This window comes from Lunatimonas lonarensis (assembly GCF_000390185.1).
Lineage (GTDB): Bacteria > Bacteroidota > Bacteroidia > Cytophagales > Cyclobacteriaceae > Lunatimonas > Lunatimonas lonarensis.
Genome location: NZ_AQHR01000126.1, coordinates 22,190 through 42,505, shown reverse-complemented (window position 1 = coordinate 42,505; position 20,316 = coordinate 22,190). Strand labels below are relative to the sequence as shown.

Here is a 20,316-nt window from a genome sequence, read left to right as displayed (position 1 = left end):
CTACATGCTTTTGGCCTAAAAGCTGACCATGGCCTTGATGACTTGGCTGTCCGCTTGTGTCCAATGCTCAAATTTCGAGATCATTTCGTCGTAGCTTGCTTCGTGGGTCACATAGGCTTCTACGGGGAACTGCTTGGTTCGAAGCAATTCCATCACCGCTGCGAAATCTTTTTTGGTGGCGTTTCTGCTGCTCATCACGGCGCCTTCTTTGGCGTGTAAGGTCGGGTGGTTTATGGCCAAATCGCCTTTATAGAGCCCTACCAGCAAATACCTTCCTCCATGGGCTAGGTAGTTGAGGCCTGATTCCAATGCTTGTTTGTTTCCTGTAGCGTCCATTACAACCGGACACAGTTCGCCGCCGGTCAGCTCGGAGACTTGATTTGCCAGCGATTCTCCGGCCACAAGTATCTCATCGGCGCCGAAACGGGACCTGGCTTTCTCAAGGCGTTGGGCATTGACATCCACGGCTATTACCCGCGCCCCTGCCAAAGTGGCGAAACGGATCATGGCCAATCCAATTGGGCCACAACCCATAATTAGAACGGTCTCACCTGCTGTAAACTGTGCCCGCTGCACGGCGTGGTAGCCTATGCAGAGCGGTTCAATAATGGCGATTTCCTCCAAACTGAGGTCGGGAGCGGGCAGGAGCAATTGTGCCGGAAAGCTGAAATATTCCTGCATGCCTCCGTCGGTATGTACGCCATATACCTTTAAGGTGCTGCAGCAGTTGGTTTTTCCGGCCCGACAGGCAATACAGGATCCACAGGATACGTAAGGGATGATGGCAACCTTGTCGCCTGGGTTAAAGCCGGCCTGTCCGTTCGGGTCTGCAACTTCCCCTGCCAGTTCATGGCCTAAGATTCGGGGATAGGTGAAAAAGGCTTGATTTCCTGCAAAGGCGTGGATGTCTGTGCCGCAGATGCCTACTTTTTTGATTCTTACCAGCACCTCTCCGGGTTGGGGAACGGGAACTTCCTTCTCGGTAAGGACTAATTTGCCAGGGGTTTCACAGACGATATAGTGCATGTTTTTTTCGTGTAAGGTAAAAAAAAGAACCCAATCCGACGAATTGGGTTCCAAATTTTTGCTTCGGTCGCTAGGGGTGGTTGCTGGCAGTGGCTTGATGATCCGTTTTTCTCAAAATTACAGGCTCCTTCAATTTGCTTGTCACCACATCCATAAAGTACTTTAGGTGCGGATATTGCTCGGCATCGACGTACTCCTGTTTTATCTGAAGGACCATGTTCACCTGCACGATAGCTCCTACGGCCGTCACCAAGTAGCTAAATAACATGGTGCCGTCCGGAATGGTCAGATTGATGTTTTCCGGGAAATCGTCCAGCTCATATCCCTCCGGGATATCCATTTTAAAGGAAAACCGGTCCGTTACGGTGTAGTTAAAATCCACCGGAAAATTACGTGTATCCGAGGTAAACGGGTTTTCTTTCCACCGAGTAGTGGCGAAAGGTAGCACATGGAGGGGTGCTGATTCCGGAGCGACCATTTTGGTGGTAAGGGTAGACTCGTGGGTGAGTTTATTAAGACTCGAGGTTAGTTCGGATTTGATAGAAATAACCTGATCATCCTCTACCGTGACAATCTTTTTTCTAAATTCGGCCTTTTCGGCATCGGTTTTCAGTCCGCCCATGGCGAGTGCATCGTAGTCGTAGAAACGAAAGCTGGATTCTTTCTTGAAATAGCCGGCCTCGTCCCATTTGACGTTTACGAACTGATTAAATCCGGATAGGTGGGGCACCTGTATCTCGATTAGGCCACTTCCGGGATCACGCAAAATGAAGGCTTCATGCACCAAAGAGGGAAGTGAAAGGTATCCCAGTGGGTGATTTTTTTGCGTTGCATCCGCATAAATCAGTTTTTCTCCCGTATTGATGGCCAAAATCAATTGATTAAATTGATCGGCGAAGGGGGCGTGAACCAGGTGGGAGCGGCCATTTCCCTTACTGCTGATCAGCAGCGGGAAGGCTTCGATACCGTTTGCCCGAAGATACGCAAGTAATGCCAGGTTTATGTCACTCCGCTTTCCAGTGCGCAGATCCAAGGTTGCCTTAAGTGTTTGGCTGGGGAATACGCCTGGCTTTTCGTTATAGGTAAAGTTGTCTGTGACGTGCTGGTAGATTTTTTGGATCAGATCTAGGGGCGATTGATCGCTCGCAGGTTCCTGAACCAAACTTCGCTGCGTGTTCCGATCCGGCTTTAGGTACGTGGTGAATGATTTTTCGTTCATAAACCAGTTGCCCAGATCTTGCCAATCGCGGAAATAACGGGTGGAATTGGATTGCACGATTCCCATGGATTGGCTTTGCGTTTCATGTTTGGCCAGCTGGAATTGCACCTTCTCCAGGTAATCGCCCGGATTGTTCATGTAGGGTTCTTCCTTTATGGAGGGTAGATTTGTTAGGTTCCACTGGTAGGAGCCTTTGTCCTTGCGGTAGTTACTGGTGATCACGTTAAAACCCTGGCCCAGCATCCGGTATTCGAGTTCGGCGGGAATGTCGAAATGGTAAGTCGACCGAAGGGTGGGGATATGGTTTTGGAATACCCATCCGTCTATAAAAACAATCGATTTATCCCTTTTGGTATAGCTATACTCGAGGATGGAACCGGTTTGTACATTGGGAAAGGTGAAGCGGATTTCCCGCCAACCATTTCCGGCATCTACTTCAAAGTAGTCGTCTTTGCCCAGCTTGGTAACCTTCTCCTGTCCGTTTTCCAACTGTACGATCTGGGCCCGAAGCTTTTGGATCGTTTCTATTTGGTCTTTGGCATAGTAACGGATCACCACATCCCCGATGGATTTTCCGCTTTCTTTCAACACCTTAAACCGCCGGTTTATTTCACTTAGAAGCACATAATTGGAAATAAAGGAGATGTTTTCTTCGTCCAATACCACCGCATCTGCGTCGGGCTCAAAGGGTACCTCGGTAAGTTCCCATTCGCTTGCCTGGTATTTTCCATACTTTGATTGCTGCCCTAGGGCACTATGGCACAGGATGAGGATCCCGGCCAGAAGGAGAGGATAAAAATGGATCGATTTCATAGTTGTTTTTTGAAAATAAATTGCTGCTGTAAAAGAACTTTGATCAGACTCAATTCGGCGGCCTTTTCCTCCTTTGAAAAATCCTCGGGAAATGAATAATGAATGCTTTTTACAATTTTCAGTGTACGTTCGCTAAGTTCGGGCTTTATCTGGGTGTGGGTATGGGCAGTCTTGAGCTCCCATCCATCCGATCCGGATTCCCATTCCAGTGGGCCCGGGATAATCACCGTTGTCTCCTCTGATATCGTTCCGGAAGCCGTTTTTTCGTTGACCTGTAGTCCCTTTGCCCATGTGACCGGTATGATCGTCCGTTTGGCGGTATTTTGGGAAAAACGACCCACCCAACCGGAAAATGCCAGATCGGCGGTAGGAAGTTCCTTTTCGGAGCCAACCGAAAGGGTGTGGTCTTCCAAGCTAAGGCCGGCACCTCCGATTTTCCGGATTAGGTAATCCTTTTTTTCAATTCCTCCGGTTTGATAGGCCAGGCTGTGCAATGATTCCGCAGGTGCCCCTTTATGCAGCAGGTGTCCTTTTATTTCTGCGTCGCCATTCGCGGTCAGACCCACTTCCAAGGTAAGGTGGGTGGTGTTGTATTCGGCTGTGTGGTAGGAGGGAGTATGAACGATTTTTCCGCCCTCGGGTGTAATGGCCAAAGCAGGTCTGTCCTTTGTGAAGGATCCCAAATACCCGGCAGGAAGGGTGCTTGACGTGCACTCCAGCCAGAGCGTTTCATCCTGGGTCGGAATCTGCAGGATAACGTGGTTGAACTGATTGGAAGGAAAATCCAAGTCAAAAGGCTCGTCCATCTCTCCAGCATAGACCAAGGTGTAGTATGCCTCAATTCCCGCCTCGGCTAGCAGGGCTTTCATCAACATGGTCAATGCTTTGCAATCCCCGTATTTGGTGGAAACCACGTCAGAGGCGGCGATCGGCATCCAACCTCCCAAGCCCATCTGAATGCTCACATACCGGTAGTTTTTCTGAAGGTACTGATACAGAACCTTGATTTTATCGTAGTCGTTGTCCAGCCCCTTTGTCAAATCGGCCACCAGCGATTTCGTTGACTCGGGAATATTGTCCTTCCCTTGATTCAATAGATTGAACCACTTGCCCAGGGAATTCCACGAATCCATCGTTGCCTGATATCCCTGCATAGCAAAACGATTTGGGGCGATTTCAATCCTCGGCACGTCCGCTGATTTAATTTCCGAATCCATGGGATCCATGTTTTCGACCTGCCAAAAAAAGGTATGGTGGCCGGTGCCGACGGATGAGACCTTTGGCTCGTCCAGATGGACGGCCTTATACCGCATGCCCAGTGCCTCCGGATACTGTATTTCGAGTGTGGATGTCTGTACTTTTTGGTTGAAGAAATGGGTGGGATACCAAGTGGGCATATTGAAGTTGCCGGTCTTATGTAATTTGACCTCCATCTCCACGCGGGCAGGGAATTTTACCTGATCCAAGTCAAAGTACATCAGGACGAGGTTCTGAAAGAAGGTTCCTTCGCTGATCAATGCCCGTGACTTCAGGTCTTTTTCCCTGACCCGTTTGATCAGTTTACCGCTGATCGGATCTACGATCCGCACGTCGAAGTACTCCAATTTGGTGAACTCATCGACGACAAACCGGTACCCTCCATGGGCCGAACCTTCACTGTTAACAATCGTGGTGGTTTGCTTTAGCGAGATAAGGTAGCTGTAGTTTTCCAGCAACGTAATGTGCTGCTCCTTGTTAACGGTGGAGTAGTGGGGAGTCTGCTCGTAGGCATGCCCGGGGGTGCAGAAACGAAAAATCGAAAACAGCACCAAGATCGATTTAAAAAAGGCGTTCATACTAAAAGAATAATTGCTGAAAAGTAGCGGAAAAGATTTCATTTACAAGCGATTCGGCCATATTTATTTTTGCGCTGTTTCGAAAGATCCATTGGAACGGCCAATCGCCTTTGGAAGTCGCTAGGCAGCAATCTTGGGAGCGGAGCAAAAATGGTTCATTAGCTTCCCTTTTTACCTTAAACTGAGTGGTAGGTAGCTGGACTTTTTGCGATCGAAATGATCCCCATCAAGCGAAATAGATGATTTAAATCATACTTATGGGTGAGTTTCATCGTAGGTGCCTTTTGCGGTTCACTATACATTTGTCCTTGCCTGATACTGGGCTAAATTGATCACATTTCCATGAAGCAAACTACCTCCCCACATTCATTTCATATCCCCGTAATGGGATTGGGGTTTACCGTTGACACCCCCCTTAAAGTTGCCAAGTTTGGCATTTCGAGTGCCGTTTCCATCGTAGACGATTTTTTGTTGGAAGACATGCGACGGATTCACAGCAGCAAGCTGGGTCTCCCTTTTGTAGCTATAGATGAACAGGTGCCTGATTACAAGGCACTCCGCACGACTGCTTACCTAAACCTGCTCCATCACGAGGTGCAACGGCAATGCTCGGATCTCAGAAACCAGAGCTTTGAGACCGACCGGGACATCCATGTTTACTTCGAGTTGCTTCCCACCGACCATCCCGACCACTCGCTTTATGTACAGATGCTGTCTGAAACCGGTACCGAGCGTGTTAGGCTGCAAGAGGAGCTCAGAAGCCATATCGTACCAGGATCCATCGACGTCAATATCATGACGAAGGTGGATAAGCTAAATACGGACAATGAGGGGAATCCCCTTCCAAGAGAATATTCGGATGCACTTACCGCTCTCAGAGGCTTTGCGAACAGCGAACTGGATGGATCGGTTATTTTCTCCGCCGGGCTAAACCCTGCCCTATACAGCTATGCGGAGAATTTTTCGGACTTTTTCCCGGATAAGAACGGATACATCAAAAAGCGCATCATCCTTAAGGTCAGTGATTACCGATCTGCCCTGATTCAAGGCCGCTTTTTGGCCAAAAAAGGTTTGTGGGTATCGGAATTTCGGGTGGAGTCCGGGTTAAACTGCGGAGGCCATGCCTTTGCGACAGATGGGTATTTGATTGGGCCCATTCTGGAGGAATTTAAGACTAACAGGCAGGTGCTGGCCCAAACGCTAAGGGAGGCGTGCAATGCGGGTTTACAAGCCAAAGGCCTTCGTCTATCGGAAGATGCCCGACCCAAAATCACCTACCAAGGAGGCATCGGCAATTCGGAGGAAGACCGCTTCCTGCTGGATCATTACGAGCTGGATGGTACCGGCTGGGGCAGCCCTTTTCTGTTGGTGCCGGAAGCTACGAGCGTGGATGAGGACACGCTTCAGCGTATTCTTGCCTCACGGAAGTCCGACTATTACCTGAGCGATGCTTCTCCTTTGGGCGTTCCATTTAACAATTTGCGGAACAGCAGCGCGGAGGAACAACGCATGGCCCGCATCCAAAAAAACCGGGCAGGAAGTCCTTGCTATAAGAAATTTCTGTCGTTCAGCACAGAATTTGGTGACAAGCCCATCTGCACCGCTTCCCGTGCCTATCTGCACTTAAAGTCCAAACAACAGGCCTCTGGTACCATCACCTCGGAGGAACTGGAAAAGGCCATGGAAAAGGATTGTCTATGCGAGGGACTCAGCGCCCCTGCCATTTTGCACGAAGGGCATACCCCACGAAGAAACCTGAGCGCCGTAACCATTTGTCCGGGACCAAACCTGGCCTATTTCAAAGGCGTTTTCAGCCTCAAGGAAATGGTGGACCATATCTATGGAAAAATAAGTTTGTCCCTGGATCCCCAGCGGCCCCATGTGTTTGTCAAGGAACTTCAACTCTATATAGGGTATATCAAACGGGAGGTTGAGAAGCCGTTGGCCGAGAACAGCCAGAAGTTTGAGAACTACGTGGAGAAATTCAAAAAGAACTTGTTGGATGGGATCCAATACTATCAGCAGTTGATCGAGCAACAGGCAGCCGACACGATGGATAGCGTGGAGGCGTTGAAAGAGGAGTTTAGGCACCTTCAGCGAGAAGTAGTGGAAGTTTCCCTACTAAGCAGCCCGGTAGGTCAGGTTTAGTCGGAGGATGCAAGCCAAAAAGGGCCCATTTTCATGCACTTGTCGTATGAAAATGGGCCTTTTTTTGATCTAGATTTCGGTAGGTTGTAGCGTATAGCTACCCATTGCACGGCCAGCTGAAAGTTGTCGATCTTGCCAACTGCCCCGGTATACTGTCGGGATGGCCAGTTTATTTAATTCACTTCAAGAGGGCTGTTTATTTTCTTTTTTGTTACGCACGGGTGTCTGCGGCTAGAAGTTGAAGCTGGTTTATTCCCTTCTGAGGGCCCCAATCTGAAATTGTTAGGAAATACTGGAGCCTCCTGTATAAGGCTAGAACTACTTCTTCCATTCCTTCCATAATTTGCCCTGTTTTTTTTACAATGTCAAGTGCTCCGGGGCATATTCCAAAGCTGTTTGGATGTGGTCGTTCAGGTGACCGATAAAACGGTTTTGACCGGTGGTGATAAAAAATGGCAATTTGTCGGTTGATTTACAGGTTTTTGTCTAAAAATCAAAACTTTTTCCCTGATTGTGAAAGCCTGAAATTTATTCAATCAGCCATGGTTTAAAAAACCGTGTTAAGTACAAAAATATTGCAATTATGAACCATCTGAGCATAAAAATTTTAACGTCGTAGCGTATTGCTTCAAGTGATTTTTTCGAGGAATTATTGGTTTTTGAAATAAAATTGATTTTCTTTGAAAAGTCATAGTTTATAGAAATATATTTTAGGGTATTTGATTAATTTTTAACAAAATCAATAAAGTAGTTAAAAACTATCTAAAAATAAGCAAGTGGCTACGCTGGGTAGCTGTAGGAGCATTTGGATTGTAGCAATAGCTACCGGGAGGTATTGAGCATCATGGTCGGTTTGGATTTCGAATAGGACAAAGTCCCGCCATCTATTACGCCGATTGAACTGGGGAATTTGGTATTGGCCCAAACTATTGAAAATCACTGGCCACCAGATACCGGTTCACTAAAATGTAGGTGTCATGGGCCAGTATGTAATGGTAGATATTACATTAGCTTCAATAGAAAATGTGCTGAGTTTTCTGGAGGTACAGGAGACTTTAATTCATGGGGTAGTAATTGTAATTAATTTTAAATTTGAGAGGATTGAAACTTTCCAATCCTTCCTGTTTAGAAACTTTATTCAAAGCATTTATGAATTGCAAAAGTGTTTATTTTTTTTTGTTAGTAACTCTAGTCATTTGTACAAGTTGCCAAGAAGATAACGGATTAAAGTATTTAGGGGAATCTGTTGAGTTCACTCCAAAAAAGGAAATCTCGATCGATAGCATCAAAATAGATACACTGATCAATAATGATATTTTTTTCTCAGGGTTTGGAGCCTGGGTTATTTTCAATGATAGCCTTATACTCTTAGACAGGAAATTGGTATCAGCGCATGTGTTTTCAGATGATCTGATTCATCGATCTACCAATTTGGGAAGAGGTGATGGTCCAAATTCAATTAACAATATTATCTTAGAGACTACGATCATGGATGATTATCTGGTAATTTTAGGCGGTAGTTATCAATATTTTTTTATGAGTAAAAATTGGGAGATAGTGAAGAGAGGACAATTCGATTTTTATCATGAAAATACACCTTATGAGGAACTACTAAACAATCCTAAGGCCCACTATGTAGGTCATTATGATGTGTTTATTGAACATTTGAAACTAGGACACGACTACCGAGGCAACTTAGTATTTTCAATTACTATTCCTCATCCGGATTTTAATTATCTCTGGCATGAAAAATTTTATCAGGAAGCGAGGGTTTTAGGCAAAGTCAATCCAGATGACCCTAAGGTATCTATTCATGGGGGGTATTCTCCCATATATCATCGGTACAGATTTCTATCCACCTTGACTGGGGCTCCATTTTCATATTTAGATGCTGATACTTACATCCAAGGATATGAGGCGGACAGTATTTTGTATAAGTTAAGTGGTTCTGGTGAAGTACAATATGCTTTTGGGGTGGCTGGCAAGGAAATGAATATAGCTTACGAAAATTTCAAAGCTGAGGATGTAGAAGAGTATGAAGCTGTATGGGAAGTGGACAGGGATCGTTATGGCTATTATCATTCAGTAGATTTTGTCAGGGAGACGGGACTTTTATTCAGAGGATATACCAAATCCAATTCACTAGTAGACGGCATGCAGATTTATCGTGATGATACACTGATAGGAGATGTAGAGGTTCCTAAAGACTTCCTATTTGTAGGGTATAAAGCACCGTATTATTACGGTGAGTTTAAGTACCGTCCAGACAAAGAGGAAGATTCTATAAAACTTTTAAGGTTCGAGTTACCGGATAATTGACACCAAAATGAAAGCACTCAATCAATCAATTAAAAGTCAAATCTTATTCTTATTAACGATTATTGCAACCACGCCACTGTTTTCTCAAGAAGGAGAAAAAGGTAGAGGAAGTGTCCAGTTTTTTTTCAAAGATGGAAAGAGCTTGATTTCTGCCCCCTTTTTACCGCTATACAATCAATTGGGTGAAGTAGAAGCCTTAGCAGATAGTGTTGGTGTAGTAACGCTTCCTGTGGGGAGACATTTTCAGGTTAAGAGTCTATTCTATTCAGATACTGTTTTCCAAGTGGTGGAGAACCGATTGACAAAAATTATTTTGGAATATGAAGACGTGGCGTTGCAGACTTTTGAAATTAAGTTTTTTAAGGATCCAAAGGATCATATAAAGCAGCTTTCAAAGCAGATAAGTTCCGAGTATATTTCTTCTCCTCATTTAGGGACTTTTTCTGGGTATTTTATCGTCAGTCAAAAGGGACAAATTTTAGATTTTTATGAGGCAGATGGTCTTTCACTACTTTCCGGAAATAGCAAGTGGAAGCCATGGGATTTTGCAAGTAATAATTCTTCGGGAGATGCTTATAATCATTTGGTTCCTATGGAGGTCAGGAGAAGTTTCCATTGGAATTTGGCAGGAGACACTATTGCCAGTGGATTCAATAGCCAGGTCAGTAGGGATCAAGATTATTTGATTTCTCCATTTTATGGAAGGGAGATTTTCAGAGCTTTGGAGCTGTCAGGGCCTTTGGATGAAAAAAGCATGAAATACTATGATTTCAAATATGGTATTGATAACGGAATGGATGTGATTTATTTTACTGTCAAAGATCAATTCAAAGCAGATGATAAGGTCCCTTTGTTTTTGGTAGGTGAGGGCATAGTTTATTTGACCAGTAGTGGTGAGATGGTAGAAAGATTGATATTTAATTTCTCTAGTTATAGGTATTTGAATTTCCCACTGAAGAGAGGTGGCCGAAACCGAGAGATCAGTGGGGTTCTTTCGGTGGTTTATGATAGACAAAATGCTACAATTTTGCCGAGAGAGATAGGTTTGGAAGCTAAATTTTTTGGAGAAAGAAATTTGTTTCGTCCCAGACCATTTGAATTGGGTAATGAGTCTTCCATTATCGAAAAGATGTATCTTAAAAACTATGAGCCGGTTAATAAGGAAGATTTAGAGAATCTGAGAAGAGGAATGTCTAGAATCGGGGTGGAGAGCATGGTTCCGTATGATGCAAATTACTGGGCAAAAAACGGGTCTTCACTTGAGGAGGAATATCCCAGATTTAAATCCGACCTAAGCAGTAAGGTTACTATTGAAAGACAATTTGTCGCCAACTCTGGAAAAAGATTCTATAGTTTGTCAGATGAGGAATTTAATCAACTGTACAATTTATACCCCGAAGCAAATACTGAATCTGAAGTCCTAGAGAAAGAGAATGAAATCATTAAGAATGTGGTAAACCAACTTAGGGGAATTTGGGTAGAAATTAGGAGCTCCGAATAACCATCTTCGACGGGGCTATGGGTTGATTTTAAACGATCACTTTGCCTCCAATCCCAAAGATTGGAATGGCTCGCCATAAATTTGTCCAGAAGAATCCCCCACCTTACCGCCGTTAGGGAAGGATTCTGCCCTAGCGGAAAAGACACTAGCTAAAGGTAGTGAGCTTGGAATAGAAAAAAAATATCCCGGCCATTATTCTTCCGACGCCACCGGAACCAAAAAGTCCAGGAAATAGGGGGCAAGCGATGGAGGTGGATTTCTATTGTTGGCTACAACGAATCGAGGGCCCGCACCAATTTTTGCTTAACCTCATCTGCCAGGGATTCGATGGCGTTGTTTTGTACCGCCATCATCGCCGCTGCCGGATCCATTACCGCTACTTCCATTTCGTTGGAGTCGGTTTCGCGAATGGTCACATTGCAGGGTAGCAGGGCTCCTATGTTGGGTTCCGCCTGCAGCACTTTATCTGCGAAAACCGGATTGCAGGCACCTAAAATCAAGTAGGGTTTGTAGTCCTTGTCCAGCTTTTTTTTCATGGTGGCCTGTATGTCTATTTCGGTCAGTATGCCGAAGCCTTCCTGCTTGAGTGCCGCTTCCACCTGTTCCCTGAGCGATTGGATGTCTTGTTTTTCAAATGTTCTTGCGATGTAGTATCCCATGGTTCGTTTGATTTTTACCCAAAGGTAGTAAAGTCAACGGTTTGGTTAGGTGATATTGGTCACGCAGGGAAGTTCCGGCCGGTGAGTTCTTCGGAGTTCCGATTTCAACTTTCCAATCAACTTTTTCAGCCAGTTTTTCTTCCAGAATTCGGTTAATATGCATCCTTAGGGATTATAATCCCCAAAAATACCTTTTTTTATAGCTTGCCTGCGTTAGCGACCGTTAGTCCTGACCTGGTACCGGACTATTACAGGCTCTTCAAAATCGCTGTCCCGGCTTACTACCTGCTGTAATGATTCGCCATGTAAACCCAGGCTTCCTGTTTCCAGTGCACGGGCCCAGTCCTCGGGCTGTAGGATATCGAAAAAATATCCTGCATAGGAGGTTCCCTTCGCATTGAGGCCTCCAAGCATGGGCGTCGCTACCGGTGCTGGGGAATGTAACGAAAAGAAGACCTCGTGGATTGGAAAAGAGGCAGCATCATCCAGGTCAAAAGAGGCCTTTTTTTCAAGGCCGAAAACCCGAACACGACAAGTGCCATCAGTATGTCCTATGTTTCCCATATTGAATGCCATGCGTTGGGTTTGGAGGGATTCGAAAAACGCATCCTCCTCCAGGTAGATAGCGGTTTTAGGAGGGTGCCTGTCTCCGTAATGCATCCGAACGATAGGTTCTGCCCTTCCATTTAAAAAATGGAAAATAGTGTCCGAAAAGGCGTAGTTAAGCAGGTATCCTTGGCCAAAGTCAGCTATCTCACCCTCGCTGATTTCGGCTGATACAGGGGTTCCGAGCAATCCTATTCCCTCAGATTTCTCTGATTGAACGTCTTTTTTCACGAAAACGGGATATTTTCCATCCGCATCCAGCGTTCCGTCGTATTCACCGGAAAGCAGCCACGTGTCCGGCCCGAGCGCCCTGAAATTGTTGAGAAAAAGGTAGCTTCCTACCTCGATCCGCCTTATAAACCGAAAGTCGGGTAATCGGTATTGCACCAGCTCGCCCTTGCCAGCACTTAGGGTGAGGGTGTCGTTTTTTATATACATACCCTGAAGCCAAGCGTACTCCTCCGGGCCATCTCCCTGCTTCTCGTAGCTTCGACGGTAGTTCCCCTCCAAATCAAAAACATGGATGGCGAATTGATTCATGCACTTAGTGGCAAAATACAGGTGGTTCCCGTATACGGTCAGTTCGGAGGATCGACAGGAAAGGTTAATGGCCTGGTTTTCCGGAATTCGCAAGGGAATGAAACTTACCTCTGTGGCGGCTTGATCAAAAGGCAGGATTTGGGAAGCTTCTATCAGAACGGTAGGAAAAAGACCTCCAATGGATACGTCTTTTTCCGAACATCCCAACCAAATGGTTGAAAAAAAGGGTAAAATCCAGCAATTCCTAAGGTTAAATTTCATTTTCAAGTTTATTGAACACAAAACAAATGCACGCCCATCGGAAAGCAGTCAAGCGTACTGCATAGGTGGTATAGATCATTGGCTTTTCTTCATCTTCCCTGTAGTAGACGGGCATGACTAAAGTCATGTAACAGACTGATACAAAATAGCTTTGTAATATACTATTTTTTTTTATATTTATCATTATTAATCTTCTAAAGAGCCATTTCAGATGAACAAGATCCTAGTTCCCACCGATTTCTCTCCCCATGCGGATGCTGCCTTCGATTATGCCATCCATTTGGCCCAAAAGCAGCCGGGGGAGGTAGTGCTGCTCCATGTCCTTCATACGCCGGTGAATTGGGCAAAGCTATCGAAAGACCAAGAGCGGTTGTTTCCGGAGACCCAAGAAGCCATTCGCAAGGCGAGAGCGGCCTTGGCGGAGCGGGTTGACAAGGCCAAAACCAAAGGCGTCACCGTGGGAGAGCAGTTGTGCTTTAGCGACGGGAAGGATCAGATCCTTTCTTTTGTAGAACGAGAGCATGCTTCCATGGTGGTGATGGGTTCGCACGGGCAGTACGGATGGAAGGAGCATATGCTGGGCTCGAATACCTACCATGTGTTGCGGAAGGCGCGGGTTCCCGTTTTGGTGGTAAAAAAATTCGAAGATCCGGTTTCGTTGAATCGTATCGTCTTTGCGACGGATCTGAAGGAGGGTTCAGGCAAGGCGCTGAAACAAGTGACAGATTTTGCGGCGAAAATGGGACTCTATCTACACCTACTGTATGTGAACACCCCGGCAAACTTCCTGGAGGATTCCCAGATTGAGCAGCTTGCTGGGGAGTTTCTAGGGAAATATGCGGATTCGGATTATCCGGTACATCACTACAGTGCCTATAAGGAGGAACGTGGAATTATTCAATTTGCCGAAAAATTGGGTGCCGACATGGTTGCCGTAGCCACGCACGGGCGTTCTGATTTGCAGCAGCTATTCGCACCCAGCGTGACGGAAAACTTGGTCACCTACCTCAATTTGCCCGTATGGTCTATTAACCTGGGTCTGGCAGGTGATGCATGACCAAAGGAGAAGAAGGAGATAGCAAGCGGGGAAGGAGCAGGTGGGGATCCTATTTTGGTGCATAGTTCCACCCGTCGGTTGCCCTAATAAACAAAGACAGCGCAGTTGCCGATAAGGCGACGCGCTGTCTTTGTTTGGTGTATGTTATTCTTTCTTTGCGGGATTACCCGAAGAATTTTTTCAGCTCATCAATCCGTTTATCCAAGTTTGCTTCCACGGCACGATAGGCCTCACGACTTGGCAGTTTTTCATTTACCGAAATATAGTATTTGATTTTTGGTTCAGTACCCGATGGTCTGGCGGAGATCTTGCTGCCGTCTTCCAGGTAGAACTGAATCACGTTTGATTTGTCCAAGTGCAGCGGTTCTTCGGTGCCGCTGACCATGTCGTACACCTTGCTTTCTTTTACATCGATGATTTTGGTCACCTTCACGCCATTGATGGCCGTGGGCCGATTGGTGCGGAAGCCCTGCATCAGTTGTTGGATTTGCTCGGCACCGTCTTTTCCTTTTTTGGTAATGGAAATGAGGGATTCCTTGTAAAACCCAAACTGCATGTAGATTTCGGCCAAAACATCGATGAGGTTCATCCCCTTCGTCTTGTAATAGGCTACGATTTCGGCTACGATGGCACAGGCCGACACGCCGTCCTTGTCCCGCACGAAATCCCCTACCAAGAAACCATAGCTTTCTTCTCCCCCGGCTATGAAGGTCTTCTTCCCCTCGTTTGCCCGGATCACTTCGGCGATGTACTTGAAGCCAGTCAACGTAGAGAAGTATTCCGTTTCGAAGCCCTTGCTGATTTCACCTATCAGGTCGGTCGTGACAATGGTGCTCACTGTGTATTCCTTGCCAGTCAACCGCCCGTGTTCCCGCCATTTGTTTAGTAGATAGTAGACGATGACGGATCCGGTTTGGTTTCCGTTAAGCAATTCGTATGCACCTTTTTCATTGGGAACTACGGCGGCATACCGGTCGCCGTCGGGGTCACAGGCCAGGACCAGGTCTGCTTTTACCTTTTGTGCGAGGTCCACCGACATGGCTAGGGCCTCGGCTTCTTCGGGATTGGGGTATATGACGGTTGGAAATCTTCCGTCCGGTTCTGCCTGTTCCTTGACAATGTGGATGTTCTCGAAGCCAAAAATCTTCAATGCCTTCGGCACCATGGTTCCGGAAGCTCCGTGAATCGGTGAGAACACGATGCTTAGGTCTTTTTGGGCGAGTATTGCCTCCGGCGACATGGACAGTTGCTTGACCTCTGCCAGGTACACTAAGTCGTGATCTTCTTCTATGTAGGAGATCAAGGCCTCGTTTCGTTGCCATTTGACATCGTCGACCGACTTGATTTTCAATACTTCCTGAATGATGTTTTTGTCGTGGGGGGGAACCACCTGTCCTCCGTCTTCCCAGTAGACTTTGTAGCCGTTATATTCCTTGGGGTTGTGGGAAGCGGTGACCATCACGCCGCTTTGGCACTTATAGTGCCTGATGGCAAATGAAAGCATGGGGGTAGGCCGCATTTCGCGAAAATAATAGACATGGATACCGTTGGCGCTCATTACGTTGGCAGTGGTATCGGCAAACAGCGTATTGTTGATCCGCGAATCGTGGGTGACGGCCACGGAGATCTGCTGCCCCGGAAAGGATGCCAACAGGTAGTTGGCCAATCCCTGCGTGGCCATGCCGACGGTATAGACATTCATGCGGTTGGAGCCTACGCCCATCAGGCCCCGAAGGCCCCCGGTGCCAAACTCCAGGTCTTTATAGAATGAATCCACCAATTCGCTGGAGTCCGACGCCTCCATCAGGGCTTTGATTTGTTTTTTGGACTCCTCGTCGATGTTGCTGTCCAACCAGATTTGGGCTTTGTTTAGAATTGAAGCGTCTGTCATATGGTACAAAAAGTTTGTTTTGGTTTTACTTTTTTTAAGTGGGAATGAAATTAGGAATTTATACGGGTTTACGCACGGCATTTCTAAATTTATTCTGCACACGAGAGAGCAGGCTGTCCCATTACCAGGATTAAAACGTATGAAACTTGGTATATGATGTACTTTACAACTGGAATTGGAGGGCTGATCTTGGAAACTCTTTCAATAATTTCTACCTTCATTCTTTCATTTTAAAGACACGAACAAACTATGGACCTGAATCAACTGGACAAGGATCTCAGTGCGATCATCGAACTGCGGATCAAGCTCAGTCAAAAAACCTATGCCGATCCCGATTACGATGACCTCGAAGAGGAACTGCATGACCTGGAGGATGATTTTAACGACAACTACGGTGATGGACTGGAGGCCGAACTGGAGCGGATCTACGCAACCCTGCAATCGGACAACGATGTGTTGCTGCCTTCCGCTTACTTGGCAAACCGCTACGTGCCCATGCAGGCAGATGCCAAGGGACAGGTTTCATATCAGGTGAAAGGCAAGGAAGGCGTTCCTATAGAGTCGGAACAGTTTGATGGTCAGGATGTACGAATCGTACTGGTCGCCAATCCTGCCCGATTTGTGATGCAGATAAACGGAAAATCGCTCAAGGATCTTTGGAGATCCCGCTGATTAGCCCTCCCATACATTCTATTTCCTAGCTCGGTTCATTACCGGGCTTTTTTATTTTTAGGCCTGGCGATGTGATTAGCTATATCAGTTCTGCTGGCGGTGTAAATTTTTTTCAAAAAGCGCGGTAGTTTAGGGTAACAAACTTTTTTACCAGCGGATATAGGATTGAATTTAGATTAACTCCTTTCTCCGTTAAATATGGCTTATCCAATCGAGATAGAATTAAAATTGCTGCCAATATCCCACTATTTGTTTACAGAATTCAAGAAATTTTATACTGCGTGCCTAGGTGCTTCGCTTTTTTACAATTTTAATAAAGTAGAACCAATTAAATTTCAAATCAAAGGCGAAGATGCTTTTATTCTGCACGCCGGAGCGTATTCCGGTAGCAGCTTAGTTCATCGCATTGGGTGTGGGTATTTTGAATTGCTTCTGAGCCGTGATTTTGTTGGGCATTTTGGAGATGTGAAGGAGGCCGTTTCCCCACCCGGGCAGGACCATCCCGAGTATTCGAGGATTTATTGCGGAGATCGCAAGGAGATAGACAACCTGCGCCGAAAATCTCATTCAGCCTGTACTGTCGAATAAGGAGCGAATAGGGCCGGGCAACTGAATTTGTCAACAAGTTTATTCACAACTACTTACTTTATAATTTATGAAAAATCAAACAAACATCCGATCAAAACAGGTGGAAGGAAGCTCCAAATCCACCACAAAAAAAGGCGACTCCACTAAAATGCCCCTGCGTGGTTATTTAGCCTCAAAAAAGGGGGTGTTGGTACTGGCAGTTGCGGCATTGCTTACGTTGCCTTCCTGCGAGGATGAAACCGCTTCCCCTGCTCCACCTGTTACCAACCCTCCGGAAGCGACCGGCAATATCCTGGTAAAAGTAACGACGGTAGGCGGAGACGACGACCCGGACGGCTATACGATAACCGTGCAGGGCATAGCCCCTGTGGAGGTAGATCCCAACGGAGAGACTTCCTTCAGCAGTCAGCGCGTTGGCAGGTATCAGGTGGAGCTTTCCGGCATTGCCTCCCACTGTGCGGGAACCGGTAACATGGTGCGCGAAGTAAACGTAACGGCCAATGGGACAGCCACGGTGGAATTTGAAGTTGGCTGCAGGGCTATCCTGCGGGACCGCATCGTCTATGCCAAGGGAAGGGATCAGAATTTCAGTGACTGGAAGATCTACTCTTCTAAGCTGGATGGAACAGATGAACGCGTGATATTTGATCAGGTTATTTCTGTTTCTAGCACGACAAGAATTTCACCGGATGGTACTAAACTAGCCTTCAGTGATCGGGAAGGAGAAACGTTTATTCAGCGGGTTTACGTCATGGACGTGGATGGGGAAAACCTGAAAACGGTTCCCTTTATTCCAAATGATAATCCAAATCTTACCTCTCAGTTTGGACCTGTTTGGCATCCAGACGGAAAAAAAGTAAGCTTTAGAAATGGCGTTAAACTGGTGACCTACGACTTGGAAGCGGAGGAGAGGACGGAAATTGATTTTACCAATGAGGATATTTTTATTGCTAATGACGTGACGGATGATGGTAAAAGATTTCTGGGTATAAGAGCCATTAATCGGCCGGGCGAAACAGCCAGTCAGGCTTTGGTAACGATGAATATCGATGGGTCGGATATTCAGACGGTGAACGAGGGAGCCTTGTTTATCAATCCTAGGCTGGGAAAAGACAATACGGTTTACTATCTCAAAAGGCTCTCTAGTAGAAACGATCAGGACGAAATCTGGCAAGTAAACTTGGACGGAACGGGCGATGTGAAAATTAGTGATAGGATGGGATTGACTCCCGGAATGATCCTTCGCTCCTTCACACTTTCTCCGGATAGATCCGAATTCCTTATCTACACGGCAATTGGATTTGACTACCCCTTGGTCCGGACTCGCATAGACGGGCCTGCACAGACCATTGTTTTTCCCGAAGCTGGTTTGAGGGTTAATCCAGTTTGGTCACCGGTAACCAGAGAATAGACAATCCAAATCACGGAACCCTTGGCAATCGGCCAAGGGTCTTTTTTTGCCTAAGCTGCCGCAGTGATTTTTTTTTCTGTCATTTTTTTGGCGTGCCGATTTGGTAGGGATTTCCTGTTTGGCGCAGACTGGTTTAGGTATTTTTCCCTGCATAATCTTTCACCGGCATTTTTGGGCATTTGCAGAATTTATGGCAACTTTGGGCACAGGCCTTCCCCCGGAGACCATTCGGTTTGGGAGAAAAGGGGAGACGGCCTGTACCTGTTTGACCTAAACCGTATCCTATGAATCCGATTTCCTACCTGTTTATTCGCTTGGGCATTGGGGTAAGTATGTTTGGACATGGGCTGGTGCGCCTGCCCAAACTCACCGCTTTCAGCGATAAGATGGTGTCCGATTTTGGGGATTCCATGCTTCCGGAACTGCTGGTGCGACCTTTTAGCCTGGCCATTCCCTTTGTGGAGTTTTTGCTGGGGGTCTGCTTGCTGCTTGGGTATAAAAGCACCTGGACCGCCGTGGCGGGTGCCACCTTCATGTTGTGTTTGATGCTGGGAACGGCCGCCATCGAGAATTGGAGTGCCTACCCTTCCCAGATGATCCACTTGGGTTTTTTTGTTATTCTGCTCCAGTTTATGGCTGCCAATACGCTTTCGCTGGACGACTATTTGTCAAACAAGCCAACTCACTAATTTTCCGATGACAGCTATGAAATCAATTGAGTTAGAAGATTTGAGGGACCGCCTGCCCGCCATTACAGATACCCGATTATTGGAAGCGTTGGCGCGTGAGGGCAAAGTGATGGATTTCGAACCCAACCAGGCGATTATGGAGCCCGGCCAGTTTGTGCGCATGGTTCCCATTGTACTGGAGGGAGCCATCAAGGTGCTGCGCACGGACGAGGATGGCAGGGAGCTTTTTTTATACTATCTGGAACCCGGCGAAACCTGTGCCCTGTCCCTTACCTGCTGCAGTGCCAACCGACCCAGTGAAATCAGGGCGGTAGCCGAGGATAAAACCCGGATTTTAGCGGTTCCCGTGCAGCTGCACGAGCAGTGGGTGGATACCTACAAGCAGTGGAAGGACTACGTGTCGAGCACCTATCAGCACCGCTTTCAGGAGATGCTGGTAGCCTTGGACGCGGTGGCCTTTAAGCGTATGGACGAGCGGCTGATGCGGTACATCGTCACCAAGATGAAGCAGCTTCGCGCCAACGAACTGCACACCACCCATCAGGAGATCGCCAATGAACTGGGCACCTCCCGGGAGGTGATTTCCCGACTGCTAAAGCAACTGGAGAAAAAGCGCTGGATCGAGCTCGGCCGTAACGTGATTTATGTCAGGGATGATTTTGAGGAGTTGATCAGTAAATAGAGCTTTCTATTTTCAATAGGGGAAAATGAGGTTTGGTGGTGCCGTGTTTCTTTGGTTATTTGTTACGTTTTTTCTAACATTTGTTTATTTTTATTACACGTTGATTTTTGAATTAAAACTTTTTATCCTGTTTTTTTGAAAAGCACTTGACAATTTAGGATGCAATCATTAATATTATGCATTGTAATGATTTGATGAAAAACTGTTGTGTAACAATGTTTAAAATAGTATTGTTGGTAACAGGTAGTGTTTTCAAAGTGATAATTTAATCGGGATTATTCTTTAAGGTTAAAAAACAGGCGAAGGTGTTGGTTTTTTTGCATTGTTTTGTTCCTTTTGTCTGAATCTCTTGTCAAATCATCGTATCGTTCTTTCGTTTATAAGTTTTGTTCATACGAG

General features: G+C 46.3%; 14 protein-coding genes. 8 read left to right on the top strand and 6 right to left on the bottom strand.

All coding sequences use genetic code 11. From position 1 onward, the window contains the following. Nucleotides 1–15: 15 nt before the first annotated feature. The 3 genes from ADIS_RS21910 to ADIS_RS22510 form a co-directional block, all read right to left on the bottom strand. Nucleotides 16–1,026 carry a zinc-binding alcohol dehydrogenase family protein gene (locus tag ADIS_RS21910; protein ID WP_035807357.1) on the bottom strand — a complete coding sequence of 337 codons (1,011 nt, stop codon included), beginning with the start codon at nt 1,024–1,026 and terminating at the stop codon, nt 16–18. A gap of 70 nt (nt 1,027–1,096) precedes the next feature. Beyond that, nucleotides 1,097–3,058: a DUF3857 and transglutaminase domain-containing protein gene (locus ADIS_RS21905; RefSeq protein WP_010856942.1), complete on the bottom strand. Its 1,962-nt coding sequence runs from the start codon at nt 3,056–3,058 to the stop codon at nt 1,097–1,099. Then, nucleotides 3,055–4,935: a transglutaminase-like domain-containing protein gene (locus ADIS_RS22510; RefSeq protein ID WP_010856941.1), complete on the bottom strand. Its 1,881-nt coding sequence runs from the start codon at nt 4,933–4,935 to the stop codon at nt 3,055–3,057. The genes ADIS_RS21905 and ADIS_RS22510 overlap by 4 nt, the downstream gene beginning before the upstream one ends. 300 nt (nt 4,936–5,235) lie before the next feature. Between ADIS_RS22510 and ADIS_RS21895 the strand changes: the two genes are divergently transcribed. From ADIS_RS21895 to ADIS_RS21885, 3 genes are all read left to right on the top strand, one after another. After that, nucleotides 5,236–7,041: a hypothetical protein gene (locus ADIS_RS21895; RefSeq protein ID WP_010856940.1), complete on the top strand. Its 1,806-nt coding sequence runs from the start codon at nt 5,236–5,238 to the stop codon at nt 7,039–7,041. Nucleotides 7,042–8,133: 1,092 nt separating this feature from the next. Then, the gene (locus ADIS_RS21890; RefSeq protein ID WP_010856938.1) at nt 8,134–9,360 is read left to right on the top strand and encodes a hypothetical protein; all 1,227 of its coding nucleotides are present in this window, start codon (nt 8,134–8,136) and stop codon (nt 9,358–9,360) included. A gap of 7 nt (nt 9,361–9,367) precedes the next feature. After that, a complete protein-coding gene (locus ADIS_RS21885; RefSeq protein WP_010856937.1) occupies nt 9,368–10,861 on the top strand; it encodes a hypothetical protein in 1,494 nt (497 codons plus the stop codon). Nucleotides 10,862–11,130: 269 nt separating this feature from the next. On the opposite strand, the gene ADIS_RS21880 is transcribed toward ADIS_RS21885, so the two are convergent. Further along, nucleotides 11,131–11,520 carry a DUF302 domain-containing protein gene (locus ADIS_RS21880; protein ID WP_010856936.1) on the bottom strand — a complete coding sequence of 130 codons (390 nt, stop codon included), beginning with the start codon at nt 11,518–11,520 and terminating at the stop codon, nt 11,131–11,133. 213 nt (nt 11,521–11,733) lie between these two features. Beyond that, on the bottom strand, nt 11,734–12,927 hold the full coding sequence (locus ADIS_RS21875) for a 6-bladed beta-propeller (RefSeq protein WP_035807322.1): 1,194 nt from the start codon (nt 12,925–12,927) through the stop codon (nt 11,734–11,736). A 211-nt stretch (nt 12,928–13,138) separates the two neighbouring features. Between ADIS_RS21875 and ADIS_RS21870 the strand changes: the two genes are divergently transcribed. Beyond that, nucleotides 13,139–13,984, top strand: coding sequence for a universal stress protein (locus tag ADIS_RS21870; protein ID WP_010856931.1), 846 nt, complete (start codon nt 13,139–13,141; stop codon nt 13,982–13,984). Nucleotides 13,985–14,147: 163 nt separating this feature from the next. On the opposite strand, the gene ADIS_RS21865 is transcribed toward ADIS_RS21870, so the two are convergent. Further along, nucleotides 14,148–15,875: a phospho-sugar mutase gene (locus ADIS_RS21865; protein WP_035807320.1), complete on the bottom strand. Its 1,728-nt coding sequence runs from the start codon at nt 15,873–15,875 to the stop codon at nt 14,148–14,150. A gap of 249 nt (nt 15,876–16,124) precedes the next feature. On the opposite strand from ADIS_RS21865, the gene ADIS_RS21860 reads away from it, so the two are divergent. From ADIS_RS21860 to ADIS_RS21835, 4 genes are all read left to right on the top strand, one after another. Further along, the gene (locus ADIS_RS21860) at nt 16,125–16,547 is read left to right on the top strand and encodes a hypothetical protein (protein ID WP_010856929.1); all 423 of its coding nucleotides are present in this window, start codon (nt 16,125–16,127) and stop codon (nt 16,545–16,547) included. A gap of 655 nt (nt 16,548–17,202) precedes the next feature. Next, nucleotides 17,203–18,546, top strand: a complete 1,344-nt coding sequence (locus ADIS_RS21850; protein ID WP_010856927.1) for a hypothetical protein — start codon at nt 17,203–17,205, stop codon at nt 18,544–18,546. Nucleotides 18,547–18,830: 284 nt separating this feature from the next. Continuing rightward, nucleotides 18,831–19,235 carry a DoxX family protein gene (locus ADIS_RS21840; RefSeq protein ID WP_010856925.1) on the top strand — a complete coding sequence of 135 codons (405 nt, stop codon included), beginning with the start codon at nt 18,831–18,833 and terminating at the stop codon, nt 19,233–19,235. A 25-nt stretch (nt 19,236–19,260) separates the two neighbouring features. Next, nucleotides 19,261–19,917, top strand: a complete 657-nt coding sequence (locus ADIS_RS21835; protein WP_035807349.1) for a Crp/Fnr family transcriptional regulator — start codon at nt 19,261–19,263, stop codon at nt 19,915–19,917. The last annotated feature ends 399 nt before the right edge of the window (nt 19,918–20,316 follow it).

Coding starts and splice junctions, on each gene's coding strand:
- ADIS_RS21910 (WP_035807357.1), bottom strand. CDS start 1,026: ATGCACTATATCGTCTGTGAAACCCCTGGCAAATTAGTCCTTACCGAG.
- ADIS_RS21905 (WP_010856942.1), bottom strand. CDS start 3,058: ATGAAATCGATCCATTTTTATCCTCTCCTTCTGGCCGGGATCCTCATC.
- ADIS_RS22510 (WP_010856941.1), bottom strand. CDS start 4,935: ATGAAATCTTTTCCGCTACTTTTCAGCAATTATTCTTTTAGTATGAAC.
- ADIS_RS21895 (WP_010856940.1), top strand. CDS start 5,236: ATGAAGCAAACTACCTCCCCACATTCATTTCATATCCCCGTAATGGGA.
- ADIS_RS21885 (WP_010856937.1), top strand. CDS start 9,368: ATGAAAGCACTCAATCAATCAATTAAAAGTCAAATCTTATTCTTATTA.
- ADIS_RS21880 (WP_010856936.1), bottom strand. CDS start 11,520: ATGGGATACTACATCGCAAGAACATTTGAAAAACAAGACATCCAATCG.
- ADIS_RS21875 (WP_035807322.1), bottom strand. CDS start 12,927: ATGAAATTTAACCTTAGGAATTGCTGGATTTTACCCTTTTTTTCAACC.
- ADIS_RS21870 (WP_010856931.1), top strand. CDS start 13,139: ATGAACAAGATCCTAGTTCCCACCGATTTCTCTCCCCATGCGGATGCT.
- ADIS_RS21865 (WP_035807320.1), bottom strand. CDS start 15,875: ATGACAGACGCTTCAATTCTAAACAAAGCCCAAATCTGGTTGGACAGC.
- ADIS_RS21860 (WP_010856929.1), top strand. CDS start 16,125: ATGGACCTGAATCAACTGGACAAGGATCTCAGTGCGATCATCGAACTG.
- ADIS_RS21850 (WP_010856927.1), top strand. CDS start 17,203: ATGAAAAATCAAACAAACATCCGATCAAAACAGGTGGAAGGAAGCTCC.
- ADIS_RS21840 (WP_010856925.1), top strand. CDS start 18,831: ATGAATCCGATTTCCTACCTGTTTATTCGCTTGGGCATTGGGGTAAGT.